This window comes from Blautia sp. OM07-19 (assembly GCF_003481595.1).
GTDB lineage: Bacteria > Bacillota > Clostridia > Lachnospirales > Lachnospiraceae > Blautia_A > Blautia_A intestinihominis.
The window spans coordinates 1-12,729 of sequence record NZ_QULA01000054.1; the positions used below are offsets into that span (position 1 = coordinate 1).

Genomic DNA, 12,729 nt, shown 5'->3' on the forward strand with positions numbered 1-12,729 from the left:
AAACACTAAAAAATCCTTGATTTTCAAGGAAAAAAGACTTGACTATATAGGGAGGAACAAAGAATGTCGAAGAAATGGAAAGTGATCCTTACTATATTAACAGTGATTTTTCTGCTATTTATTTTCCTTGTATACAGATATGGCTTTCAGCATTTAATGATTATATTTCGAAGAATATGGTATTTAGTGTTTTAATAGTTGCTGCCGAAAAAAATAATGAAGAATTATTTATTCACATGTTTGATGATGTGGATCTACTGCCCAGCCAATATATGCGGAAGGAAGGTATAATTCCTTATTTGATTGTAGAAGAAGGTTTAATAAATGTATAGAAAATGTTCCGAATGAGTGAGAAATACATAGAAAAATCAGAGACATGAAGATACCTTATGACAAATTGGATATAATTCTAGAAACAAGTAAAGAGTTGATTAAGGAAAAAGAGAAACAAAGAAAAATAAACGAAAGGATGTTATTCCTGATAGATATAAGTAGCTTTGCCACAGGCATTTGTATATTTGTTTTTTTCTGTAGCAAAAGAGCTGTTTATAAAAGGAGAAAAGCGGATGAATAGAGCACATTATTTAAAAACAGATATCCGTCGCCTGATAAAAAATTATCCAATATATTTAGGTATTGTGGGTGTTGCAGTATCCATGTGGTTTTCCCTTGAAGATTATGCCAGACAGTGAAGGCAGCGATACCGAAGCAGTCCTGATCCCGGTGTGGGATTTTTATGGAACCGGGACATCCAAAGAGCCAGAGTATGAGTACGGAAATGGGGAGGATGGACCGGTCATGGGAGACGTGACGATGGATGATGCAGGTGTTCCACTCCTTACGATCGATGCACGGGATGGAAGCGTAATACAAAGGATTCAGGCTGGATGGGCGGCTTCTATGGGTTCCAAGGATATAAAATAGAGTGTGAATTTCAATTTCTAATCAATGATGACCGAAAGACCTGGAATTTCAGGTCTTTCTGCTTTACAGGAAAAAGAAAAATACGTTATACTTTTCCTATAGAAAAAGATTGGAGGAATATGTATGGCAGAAAAAATGGCAGAGCGGATCGCAGAGATTTTAAAAGGACCTAATTTTCAAACGGCAGAGAAAGCACTGACAGATTTCTGCGGAACGATGGATGGGGAATTCAGGAATCTTCTGGTGGATATTATTGTGGAACGATGGATTGATACGCCTAAAGATGTACCGTTTTCCTATGCCCGCAGCATTTGGAATCGGAAAGATATAAATAGAGAAGAGTATCAGGCATTGCTGGAGGAAATCCGAAGCTATCCCATCGCACCGATCAACAAGGCAAAGATATCGGATTTTTTATGGGTTGTGGAAAATGATTTTTCAAATGCTAAAATAGCAGAAACGGCTTATTGCGAACACTTGAAGAACACCGGTGCATTTGCAGATCATATCATGGCTATAAACCGGATCTTGTTTATCTCTAAAAAAATCCGAAGCAAGGAAATCAATGAAGAGGTGCGAAAGAATCTGCTGATAAAAGTATTAGAAGAGTATGATAACAGCAGCCACGCAAAAATTGGATATTTGATAAAAACTGCCATGGAGGAAAAAGTGGATACAGGATATCTGATCCCTTATGTGGAAAATATCTTGAAAACTTACGATGATAATAGCTGCGATGCACCGCTCATTGGTAAGTTTTGTGATCTGTTGGAAGAACTCTATTGCAGAAAAAATAACTGGCAGAAGAAAAAGTGTATTACTGAACCTAAACTGATTGCGATACGAAGACGTAAGATTCAGGCTGTCCGGATGGAGGCTGAATATGCCGGGGCCTCTTCCAAAGGAAATTTAATGAGAAAGATTCACAATTTGAAAGAGGTTATTCAGTTGTTAAAGACCATACAAGGTACGGAAGAAGAAAGAAAGGCACTGTTGCAGGAAATAGCACAGATAGAAGAAGCTTCCCTTTTGGAGATGATGGTATGGAGTGATAAACAGGATGCCAGCGGCATTGTAAAAGAACTGTTCCGCTAACTGGAAGATCTTGATAAAGAAGAGGCATTATGTTATTTTGCTTCATTTCTTCCGATTCCGGAAAGAGAAAGGGTAAAGAATCAGGTATTAAATAGGACTGGGATCCTGCACACGATATTTCCAGCGGCAATCCTTGGAAAAGGAGGAAAATTAATTGCTAAAAGCGGGCCTGTGAAAAAGCCCGATGGAACAATCGATGAAGGTGCGCTTAAGGATAATATGGAGCGGACAGCAACCATGGAGATGGATTATTTTGCACAGATCCTGGTGAGCAATACGTTTGAATATATTCGTTCCAGATTTTTGATCGAAGAGAGTGATATAAAAAAGATTGTAGATGTAAGTTGTGCGATTCCAGAGGGGAGAAAAGAATCGTATACCAAGGGTCTTATGTTTGGCTTTTCAGGAGATTTTTTGACGGCGCTAAGTATCCTGATTCCACAGATAGAAAATGCAGTAAGATATCTGGCAGTGGAATGTGGAGAACCTGTTTACAACATGAATGAAGAAGGGATTGAAGAAGTAAAACCAATGCACGCTGTCTTAGAATTGGAAGGAGTAAAAGAAAGCCTGGATGAAGACCTTATATTTGCTTTAAATACGATTTTCTGTTCAAAATTTGGATTTAACATGCGCAACAATGTGGCACATGGAATGCTGGATGATCAGGCATTCCAGAGCTTTAAAGCTTTGTATATCTGGTGGTTTGCACTGAAATTTTGCTATCTATTCTGCGGAAAATTACAGGAGGAGAATAGAAGCAAAATAAATAAAAAGCTGAAACAGCTGATGGAGAAGAAAGATAATATGGATGAGAATTAATATAAAATGGTTGGACGGATGGTATGGTTTCCTTAAAAAGTGTTCGGAAGTATCTGGCAAGCATAGCGTTTGGATATCAAAACGCACTTTGGGGACGGCCTCAACCCCCGGAATGTGTAGCACTGAGAGTAAATCTATAAATATAATATGAATTATAAAAACACTCCAACTTATTAGTAGTCAGAGTGTTTTTCATAAACATATATTTTTAAATAAAAAACACAATAAAAATCTGATTATCCACTAAAACACAGTATCTATCAGCATTTTCAAGGAAACAAACACATCAATTTACTACTTATTTACTACTAACGAATGAGCCTTGATACGCAAGTTTTCCTAGATATGCAAAGATATGGTACAGCACATCAGTATTGAAACAACAAAAAAATGAATAACTCATAGACTATGGAACGCCTAAAATGACGTTCCTTTTCTATGTCCAGCCGTTCTTATTGGACGGCTATTTTATTACCCAAAATGAAAGGAGCATTAGATTTATGAAAAAGACATTGAAACGATTGTGTACGGGCTTCTTAGCTCTTGCAACTGTCGTTACTGCTTTACCGACTACACCCGTTCATGCAGAAAGTAAGCAATACTGGACGGAGTCAAAAGAGCGTGTTGCTACTGATAAGAACGGCAACAAAGAGATTGAAGCTGGAAAAGAGGTAACAATCATTGATACCGTACAAAGATAGCAATAGAGCCAGTATTCGAAGCTGACTTTAGAGAATGTTCCTATGGATTCCGACCGAAAAGAAGTGCAAAACAAGGTTTTAAAAGAACTCTCTGTAGAGGAAATCTATAATTATTACGAACAAGCAAATATCAAAGAGAAGGAGTGGATCAAACAATTAGTTTTTGAATGCCAAATTGTTCAGGATATTGGTAGAAATATTAGGAAGATCAAAGTTGATAAAACAATATACATTTTAGAAAAACTGGGTTTTAAATGGGCACCTGTTGGAAAAAAAGAATTTATGTCAGCCTATAAAGAAATTAAGAAACTTTGACATTGTGCAATGACAAATATAGGTACGCAAATGATAATAAACTTTTAGAGGGATAATTTTGTATAAAGAATGTGAAATGAATAAAGCCGAGAGTATTAATCTATCTCGGCTTTAGTATTTTTCCAAATTTTTGAATCGTCGATATTCTAAGGGTGATAATCCAAGCTGTTTTTTAAATACAGCTGCAAATTTTCCTTGATTAGAATAGCCAACCTGTTCTGATATTTCGGCAATCGGACGCTTTGTGTTCGAAAGAAGCCTTGCGGCTTCGTTCATACGGATTTCCCGCAGCCAGGTGGATATATTCTGTCCATATACGCCTCTAAAATAATTTTTCAGGCTGGTTTCACTGACCGAAAATCGTTCTGCAATCTGTCTTACAGGGATGTGCTGGCGAAGGTCATCAGAAAGGATTTGTGCCGCCCTTTTTGCAATTTCAACCTGTGTTTCCGTGTAGAAGCCGCAAGTTTTCGGAGGCCGGATTTCCATGTTAAGAAGCCGGTGGAGAAGTTCAAGAGTATAGATTTGCAAAAGGAAGGCAGAGGGTCTTTCGGATAGCCGCCAGAGTTTTTGAAATATATTTTCCAGCTCGCTGTCCGCTTCGTTGATATATGTCTTATGGTTGCCACAATAACTTTTTTCCAGCGTAGGGAGGTCAAGTGAAAAAGATTTCAAAAGTTCACCGCAGGACTGTAAAAGAAGTGGCAGGTCAAAGTATATTTTTATGCCCTGATATTGCCGTGTGGGAAAGATATATTCTTTCTGTGCGGTCTGTTCACTGACACAAAAATCATTTTCCTTCAGGTAAATGTAGGAGTCGTCATCCAGAAGCAATTCACTTCTGCCCGAAACGCAATAGTTAATCAGCAAAGGCTTTAGATTTGAATTTTCATCCGACTCCGGCCATACGGGAGCGTTTACAAAAATAAAAGCCAAAGTCAGCCCCGGAAAGAGCGTATGGAATGTCATGCGTCCCTTGCCATCTGCCCGATCCAAAAGCAATGTGCTGCTATTTGGACTGTTTTTCAAGGTCACACCAGAAACAGCATCGCTGTTTTCTAAAATGTTGTATATCATGTTACGCAACTGCTTCGCCCCTTTCATCACGCAAAATCGCTGATATTATTATACCTGCGAGAAAACTCCCGGTCAATGGATATCTGGCAGAGCGAAAAAACTCCTTGCTATACGGGCTTAAAATACCGATATGTGCATAGAAGCACAGCTAAATTTATGCTATCATTAGGGCTAGTTAGCAAGAACTAACAAAGACGAAAGTAATCATGTTAGGAGGTTTCGCAATGAACAACAAATTGCAAGGAAAGGACTTAATCAACATCGGTATTTTTACGGCGATTTACTTTATCGTCATTTTCGCAGCGGCGTCTATCGGTTTTATCCCGATCTTTATTCCGCTTATCAGCGTGATCGTGCCGCTTGTCGGCGGTATTCCGATGATGTTGTTCTTCTCCAAAATTAAGAAATTCGGTATGCTCACCATCTGCGGAGTGCTGCTGGGTATCATTATGCTGCTGACCGGCATGGGCTGGTGGTGCATCCCTACCGGGCTGATCTTCGGGCTGATTTCCGATTTTATGATGAAAGCCTGTGACTACAAAAATGCCAAGCGCGAAGTGTTGATTCACGGCGTTTTTTCCATGTGGGTAATCGGCGCCTTTATTCCCATCGTTGTGACACGTGACGCTTACTACCAGAACCTGCTCCCCGGCTACGGTCAGGAATATGCCGACACGCTCATGGCCTATATGCCCGACTGGATTTTGCCGGTACTGCTTATTGCTGCTTTCGTCAGTGGTCTTGTCGGTGGCCTGATCGGACGAAAGATTTTCAAAAAGCACTTTGAGCGGGCGGGAATTGTGTAATGAGCCGCGAACTTCTTGCAAGTCAAAAAAACAATCGCGGAATTTTATTAGACCCCCGGACAAAACTGGCGGTACTGATTACCATAGCTGTCTTTATTTTAGGCGGTTCGTATGAAGGCATCATGCAGTATTACATCATCGTGTTGGCGGCGATCCCGCTGTTACTTTTGTCAACGGCCAGAAAATGGAAAGGCGCTGTTCTCTATATCCTGATTTTTGGAGGCAGTCTGTGCCTGGAAATGTTCGGTCTGTCACGACTGGCTGGCGTAGCAAACTACATCGCGGTAGCCATTGTTGGCATTCTGCTGAGGTTCACCCCCAGCGTGGTCATGGGATATTTTGTGGTAACGACAACCACGGTCAGCGAATTTGTTGCGGCGATGGAACGGCTCCACCTGCCGCAGCAGATCACCATTCCCATGTCTGTGATGTTTCGCTTCTTTCCCACGGTTGCGGAAGAATGGAGCGCCATTGGGGACGCCATGCGGATGCGTGGCGTCCGCTTTGGCGGTGGTAAAGCTGGTACGATTTTAGAGTATCGGATTGTTCCCATGATGATCTGCTCCGTCAAAATCGGAGAGGAACTGTCCCAGGCAGCCCTTACGCGGGGATTGGGAGGCCCGGTAAAACGGACGAATATCTGTAAGCTGGGTTTTCATGTGCAGGATGTTATTTTCCTGCTGATCTGTCTTGGAGCATTTGCAGCGCAAATCTATGTGCTTGCCGCAAGGGGGTGAAGGAAATGATTGAATGTCAAGATGTGTCCTTTTCTTATCCTGCCAGTACCCTTCCCGAAAGTGAGAGGCAGGCCGGTGGCGCTTTGAAACATATTTCCTGCACTATTGAGGACGGTTCTTTTGTCCTGCTCTGCGGGACTTCCGGCTGTGGGAAAACAACCATGACCCGGTTGTTTAACGGCTTGATCCCCCATTATCATGAGGGGACTTATACCGGCTCCGTCTATCTGGATGGAAAGGATACCCGTGACCTGTCACTGTTTGATATTTCTCTGAAAGTCGGTTCTGTATTTCAAAATCCGCGTTCTCAGTTTTTCAATGTGGACACGACCAGCGAACTGGCTTTCGGCCCAGAAAATCACGGCATAGCGGAAGATCTTGTGCGTGACCGTGTAAAGCGTGTAGCTGCACAGCTAAAGTTGGAGCCGCTGCTTGATAGAAGTATTTTTTCTTTGTCCGGCGGTGAAAAGCAAAAAATCGCCTGCGGATCGGCAGCAGCGATTGACCCGGATATTTATGTGCTTGATGAGCCATCATCCAACCTTGACGCATACGCTATCGCTGATTTCCGACAGCTACTCTTTACTTTGAAATCGCAGGGAAAGACCATCATCATCTCTGAACATCGGCTGTATTATCTGTCCGGCCTCTTTGACCGTGTCCTGTACCTGAAAGATGGAGAAATCGAAGGTGATTATACAGCAGAGGAATTTTGCGGCCTGTCGGCAAGACAGCGCGATGATATGGGATTGCGCCCTCTTGATCTTGCGGGGCTTTCAGAAGTTGAAGGCACGCCGCAGAGAATGAATGAGGCGGTTTGGACGATAAAGAATGTGTCCTTCGCCTATAAGCATGAGCCGGAAACCTTGCATATAACGGAAACCTCTTTCCCATCCGGCAGCGCCACGGCCATCATCGGACATAATGGTGCTGGAAAATCCACATTTGCCCGGTGTCTATGCGGATTGGAAAAGCACTTCAAGGGAACAGTGCAGGATCAGAGCAAGACTTATTCCAGAAAAGAACGATTGAAACTCTGCTATATGGTCATGCAGGATGTGAACCACCAACTCTTTACTGAAAGTGTTCTGGATGAAATTCTGCTCAGTATGGGAACTGAGGATAAGCAGAGGGCAAGAGAAATCTTGCAGGAGATGGACCTGCTGCCTTATGAGGACTGCCACCCGATGGGACTGTCCGGCGGCCAAAAGCAGCGCGTGGCGGTTGCCTCTGCGATTGCTTCGGAGCGGCCTCTGATTTTATTTGATGAACCGACCAGCGGTCTTGACCTGTTTCACATGAGGCAGGTTGCCAATGTTGTTAATCAGGTGGCGAATACTGGAAGAACTGCGCTTGTGGTAACGCATGACCCGGAATTTATTCTACGCTGCTGCAATTATGTCCTTCACTTAGAAAACGGGCAAATTCAGGAAAGTTATTCCATAGAGGACAGCGATGGCCGAGAACGCCTGCTAAAGTTTTTCCTGAGTGATATGAAGAAGGAGGTGTCCACAGAATGAAGGAGGAAAAGAAAGAGTCGCCCATAGGCGTCTTATGGGGATGGGGCAAGCTATATCACGGGAAATTCATTGGCAGTGTTATCCTTGCGGTATTAGGCGTGGCCTGCCAGATGGTGCCCTATTTCTGCGTGGCGCATATTGTCACAATGATGTTGTCTGGGGAACAGAATTTTTCCCGCTATGTGACTGCTGGTATTATTGCACTGTGCGGCTACTTTGGAAAGGTGCTGTTTTCCTGTCTTTCTACAACGATTTCCCACACAGCGACCTATTACACGCTACGCGATCTGCGGGAGAATATCACCGCAAAGCTGGCTCGCGTCCCGATGGGGATGATTTTAGATACTCCGTCCGGCCAGTATAAAACGACGATTGTTGACCGGGTTGAAGGCATGGAATCGACCTTTGCGCACCTGATCCCGGAAATGACCGCAAATGTGCTGGTGCCTTTGGTGATTGTCGTATATCTGTTCGTTATGGACTGGCGCATGGCGCTCCTGTCCCTTGTTACGCTGGTGGTGGGCCTTGCTGTCATGTCCGCCGGTATGAAGAATTATCCCGTCAAATGGGAGGGCGCGGTTAAAGCGGGAAAGCAGATGGCAAACGCCATTGTAGAATACATCGGCGGGATTGAGGTGGTAAAAGCGTTCAGCCAGTCCGCCGGTTCCTACAAAAAATATTCTGACGCGGTGAATTATAACGCCAACTATTATGTGGACTGGATGCGTGAAAACCAGAAAATCATGAGTGCCTACAACGCCATCCTGCCCTCAGTGCTAATCTGCGTGCTGCCCTGTGGCTTCGCGTTCTGGCTCTCCGGCAGTCTGGAGCTTTCCACCTTCCTGTCCATTGTGATTTTCTCGCTGGGCCTTGTTGGGCCGATTATTGCGGCCTTTACCTTTACGGACGATTTGGCTGTACTGGGGACAAATGTGGAAGAAATCAGCCAGCTTCTGAACGCCGAAGAACTGAACCATAAAGAAACGCCGATCAAGCTGGAAGATACCGGCATTTCTCTTAGGTCTGTGTCGTTTTCCTATGACGGGACAACAGAGGTTTTGCATGATGTGAATCTCGCCATCCACCCCGGAACCATGACCGCCCTTGTAGGGCCGTCCGGCTCCGGCAAGTCTACGGTGGCGAAGCTGATTGCCGGGTATTGGGATGTTACATCCGGCAGCATTACCCTCGGCGGCCATGAGCTGAAGGATATGCCGCTGTCTGAAATTGCAGACCAGATTTCCAATGTATCTCAGGACAACTACCTGTTTAACCGCAGTATCCGGGAGAATATCCGCATGGGAAGACCCAGTGCCACGGATGCAGAGGTGGAGCAGGCAGCCAAACAAAGCGGCTGCGACGCCTTTATCCGCAAGCTGGATAATGGCTATGATACGGTTGTCGGCAGCGCCGGTTCCCATCTTTCCGGCGGTGAACGCCAGCGGATTGCCATCGCCCGCGCCATGCTGAAAAATGCGCCGGTTGTCATTTTGGACGAGGCAACTGCCTATATCGACCCAGAGAATGAGGCGCTGGTGCAGAAAGCCATTTCCACTTTAACTGTCGGCAAGACCCTGATTGTGATCGCACACCGGCTGTCTACCATTGTTGGCGCAGATAACATCGTTGTGGTGAAGGATGGAACCATCCACGCACAGGGTACGCATGAGAAGCTGCTGGAAACCTGCCCCCTCTACCGGGATATGTGGCAGGCGCACATCGGCGCGAAAGACCAGATGTAAGGGGGGTGTCAGATGTATGGAACATTGAAAAAAATCTTTGCTTTTGCAGGCAGCAAAAAGGGGCTTCTAAAAAAATCCCTGTTATTCTCATTCCTGTCCGGGCTGTTTTCAGCCATGCAGTTTGCCGCCCTCTTTGTAGTGATCGGCGCGTTAGTATCTGACAACCGGGACGGAAAGTTTATCTGCATTTCGCTGGGAATTATGGCCGTTTCCCTCATTGGGCGTATCATCACGACCTATTTTTCCACGATGGAGCAGACGGAAACCGGCTATTGCATGGTGGCGGAAAAGCGTATCCACATCGGAGATCGGCTGCGCTACATCCCGATGGGCTACTTCAACATGAATAGTATTGGGAATATTACCGCCATTGTCACAACAACTTTGGGTGATGTAGAGAACTCAGCAGCCCGTGTCCTGGTGTCAGTGCTGGGCGGTTTTTTCAACTCGGTTGCCCTCGTCATCGTCCTGTTGGTATTTGACTGGCGGATCGGTCTTGTGGCCACTGCCGGTGTCCTGATTTACCTTGCGGCGGCGGAACTGGCGCTTCGCAAATCAGCCGCGCTCAGCGGTGTACGCCAGCACACACAGGAGTCCCTTGTGGAGTCTGTGTTGGAGTACATTCAGGGGATGGGGATTGTTAAAGCATTTGGACTGGAACGGGACAGCACGCAGTCTATCGGCAGTGCAATTAAGGCGAGCTGCCGGGATAACCTGAAATTGACAAAGGCCAGTGTTCCCTATGACGCTATCAAACAGGCTGTTGTCCGAGTGTTCAGCGTCCTGTTACTTTTGGCCTCGGTCTGGTTCTGGCTGGACGGCTCCCTGCCGCTGGCCTACGGTCTGATTTTGGTGATTGCTTCTTTCATGGTGTTCAACGATTTGGAGAACGCCGGGAATATGGCCTCTTTGCTGCAAATGCTGGCGGCCTCGATGGATACGGCAAACTCCATTGATGACACGCCGGTAATGGACGAGAAAGGCGCTGATATTACGCCGAAGTCCAGCGAGATCGTGTTTAACAAGGTGGATTTTTCCTACGCAGACCGTAAGATATTAGATCAGGTCAGCTTTACCATTACAGAAAAAACGACTACGGCCATTGTCGGCCCTTCCGGGGCAGGAAAGACAACGATGTGCAACCTGATTGCCCGTTTTTGGGATGTGAATGCCGGGAAGATTACCATAGGCGGTACGGATGTACGAGATTTCAAGCTGGACAGCCTGATGAAGAATATCTCGATGGTGTTCCAGAGCGTGTACCTATTTGCAGATACGATTGAGAACAATATCAAGTTTGGCTGCCCGGATGCTACCCATGAACAAGTGGTTGAAGCGGCGAAAAAGGCTTGCTGCCATAACTTTATTTCTGCCCTGCCGGATGGCTATGACACCGTGATTGGCGAGGGAGGCGGTACTTTGTCCGGCGGCGAGAAACAGCGGATTTCCATCGCCCGCGCCATGCTGAAGGACGCACCTATCATCATTTTGGACGAGGCAACAAGCAGCGTTGACCCGGAGAATGAGGATGAATTGCAGCGGGCTATCGAGGCATTGACCCATGACAAGACCATCATCATGATTGCCCACCGTCTGAAAACCGTCCGCAACGCCGATCAGATCCTTGTACTGGACAACGCTCATATCGTCCAGCGCGGCACTCATGCGGAGCTGATCCAGCAAAAGGGCCTGTATGCCGATTTTGTATCGGCCAGACAGGAGGCCATCGGCTGGAAGCTGGCTCAGTAAAGGAGGACTTATGAACCTTTATGCATCTGGAGAAGATTATTTAGAAGCAATTTTGGTTCTCTATAAAAAATTTGGAAGCGTCCGCTCGGTAGACATCGCTCGACACATGGGAGTATCAAAGCCAAGCGTATGCCATGCAGTTAATGTCTTATGTGATGGCGGTTTTCTTACAAAGGACGATAAGCACTTCATTTCTTTAACAGAGGAAGGGCGAAAGGTTGCGGAAAAAATTTATGAACGACATAAATTTTTTAAGGAGCAGCTTATATCTGCGGGAGTAAGACCTAATATAGCGGAAACGGAGGCCTGCCGTATTGAACACTGTATCAGTGACGAATCGTTTCTTAAACTAAAGGAACATCGAGAAAAAGGCAAGGGATGATGGCGAGAACTTACCTATAATAGTATAGAAGGTCTTTTTATGATTTTCTACTTATTATTTTGCGTTTCACGTACAGAAAACGTATGTAATAAGTAGAAAAGAAAAAAGGAGAGAAAAGAAACTTCCCAATCTAAGACAGAATGGACAAAGATTTATAATGCACAGAATATAGTAGAGACAGAACAGCTCGTAGAAATGTTAAAGCAAAGTGAAATAGAAGCTTTTTCCCAGGAAGCAGGTGCGAATGTTGCAATGCATGGGGCACCCGGATTTGGAATATATGGCGTGGATATATTCGTGAAAACCGATGATACAGAGAAGGCAGTACAGCTGATCAAGGAGATTAATAACCAAGAGAATGAAGAAATTTTTTGACATTGTCACATATGCGTGCTAATATGATTATAGAAAAAGTGTGCTGCCGATAGACGGTTAGTCCACATACTTAATTGATTGAAAATAACCGTTCAGTTTGCGAGGCTGGGGCGGTTATTTTTGTGTCTTGTTATTAACTTTGCCGAATACCTTTGAGTAACGAGGGAGTGAGATATATGGAGCAATTATTGATTGTTGAAGATGATATTGGTTTGAATCAAGGTTTATGCAAAGCACTGAAAGTAGATGATCGGAAGATCATTTCCTGCCAAGACCTGAAAACGGCGAAGGAACAGCTGCTTTGCGGCGGTGTATCCCTGATCCTGTTGGATATCAATCTGCCGGATGGCAGTGGGCTTGAGCTGCTCCGGGAGGTCAAGGAAAACATGCCCGGAGTTCCTGTTATTCTGCTGACTGCCAATGATACCGATCTGGACATCGTAGACGGACTGGAGAGGGGCGCTGATGATTACATTACCAAGCC

At 44.9% G+C, this 12,729-nt stretch carries 15 protein-coding genes and 1 pseudogene; 15 read left to right on the plus strand and 1 reads right to left on the minus strand.

Annotated features, from left to right (window positions below; all coding sequences use genetic code 11):
- Window positions 1-74 precede the first annotated feature (74 nt).
- The 7 genes and pseudogenes from DXC01_RS18995 to DXC01_RS19025 all read left to right on the plus strand — a co-directional run bounded on the left by DXC01_RS18995 (window position 75) and on the right by DXC01_RS19025 (window position 3,857).
- Window positions 75-332, plus strand: coding sequence for a hypothetical protein (locus DXC01_RS18995; RefSeq protein ID WP_118699621.1), 258 nt, complete (start codon window positions 75-77; stop codon window positions 330-332).
- Window positions 333-566: 234 nt separating this feature from the next.
- Window positions 567-692: a hypothetical protein gene (locus DXC01_RS20915; RefSeq protein ID WP_279221584.1), complete on the plus strand. Its 126-nt coding sequence runs from the start codon at window positions 567-569 to the stop codon at window positions 690-692.
- Window positions 679-924 (plus strand): DUF6034 family protein, encoded by a 246-nt coding sequence (locus tag DXC01_RS19005; RefSeq protein WP_243111676.1) that lies wholly within the window; start codon window positions 679-681, stop codon window positions 922-924. Before DXC01_RS20915 ends, DXC01_RS19005 begins: the two co-directional genes overlap by 14 nt.
- A gap of 123 nt (window positions 925-1,047) precedes the next feature.
- Entirely contained in the window at window positions 1,048-2,019 is a 972-nt protein-coding gene (locus DXC01_RS19010) for a hypothetical protein (RefSeq protein ID WP_118699623.1), read from the plus strand.
- A gap of 171 nt (window positions 2,020-2,190) precedes the next feature.
- Window positions 2,191-2,841, plus strand: a complete 651-nt coding sequence (locus DXC01_RS19015) for a DUF4209 domain-containing protein (RefSeq protein ID WP_118699624.1) — start codon at window positions 2,191-2,193, stop codon at window positions 2,839-2,841.
- A gap of 422 nt (window positions 2,842-3,263) precedes the next feature.
- Window positions 3,264-3,467 (plus strand): annotated as a pseudogene (locus DXC01_RS21385) (hypothetical protein); the annotation flags it as partial.
- A 117-nt stretch (window positions 3,468-3,584) separates the two neighbouring features.
- Window positions 3,585-3,857 (plus strand): hypothetical protein, encoded by a 273-nt coding sequence (locus tag DXC01_RS19025; protein WP_117738843.1) that lies wholly within the window; start codon window positions 3,585-3,587, stop codon window positions 3,855-3,857.
- A 111-nt stretch (window positions 3,858-3,968) separates the two neighbouring features.
- On the opposite strand, the gene DXC01_RS19030 is transcribed toward DXC01_RS19025, so the two are convergent.
- On the minus strand, window positions 3,969-4,934 hold the full coding sequence (locus DXC01_RS19030) for an AraC family transcriptional regulator (RefSeq protein ID WP_118699625.1): 966 nt from the start codon (window positions 4,932-4,934) through the stop codon (window positions 3,969-3,971).
- A gap of 224 nt (window positions 4,935-5,158) precedes the next feature.
- Between DXC01_RS19030 and DXC01_RS19035 the strand changes: the two genes are divergently transcribed.
- The 8 genes from DXC01_RS19035 to DXC01_RS19070 all read left to right on the plus strand — a co-directional run.
- Window positions 5,159-5,740: an MptD family putative ECF transporter S component gene (locus DXC01_RS19035; RefSeq protein ID WP_044930260.1), complete on the plus strand. Its 582-nt coding sequence runs from the start codon at window positions 5,159-5,161 to the stop codon at window positions 5,738-5,740.
- Window positions 5,740-6,477 carry an energy-coupling factor transporter transmembrane component T gene (locus DXC01_RS19040; protein WP_117738841.1) on the plus strand — a complete coding sequence of 246 codons (738 nt, stop codon included), beginning with the start codon at window positions 5,740-5,742 and terminating at the stop codon, window positions 6,475-6,477. The genes DXC01_RS19035 and DXC01_RS19040 overlap by 1 nt, the downstream gene beginning before the upstream one ends.
- A 5-nt stretch (window positions 6,478-6,482) precedes the next feature.
- A complete protein-coding gene (locus tag DXC01_RS19045; protein WP_117738840.1) occupies window positions 6,483-7,997 on the plus strand; it encodes an ABC transporter ATP-binding protein in 1,515 nt (504 codons plus the stop codon).
- Window positions 7,994-9,739, plus strand: coding sequence for an ABC transporter ATP-binding protein (locus tag DXC01_RS19050; protein WP_118699626.1), 1,746 nt, complete (start codon window positions 7,994-7,996; stop codon window positions 9,737-9,739). Before DXC01_RS19045 ends, DXC01_RS19050 begins: the two co-directional genes overlap by 4 nt.
- 12 nt (window positions 9,740-9,751) lie before the next feature.
- Window positions 9,752-11,488 (plus strand): ABC transporter ATP-binding protein, encoded by a 1,737-nt coding sequence (locus tag DXC01_RS19055; RefSeq protein ID WP_118235515.1) that lies wholly within the window; start codon window positions 9,752-9,754, stop codon window positions 11,486-11,488.
- A gap of 10 nt (window positions 11,489-11,498) precedes the next feature.
- On the plus strand, window positions 11,499-11,870 hold the full coding sequence (locus DXC01_RS19060; protein ID WP_117738837.1) for a metal-dependent transcriptional regulator: 372 nt from the start codon (window positions 11,499-11,501) through the stop codon (window positions 11,868-11,870).
- A gap of 195 nt (window positions 11,871-12,065) precedes the next feature.
- The gene (locus DXC01_RS19065; RefSeq protein WP_243111675.1) at window positions 12,066-12,245 is read left to right on the plus strand and encodes a hypothetical protein; all 180 of its coding nucleotides are present in this window, start codon (window positions 12,066-12,068) and stop codon (window positions 12,243-12,245) included.
- A 176-nt stretch (window positions 12,246-12,421) separates the two neighbouring features.
- A partial coding sequence (locus DXC01_RS19070) for a response regulator (protein ID WP_147399648.1) occupies window positions 12,422-12,729 on the plus strand: 308 nt, incomplete at its 3' end.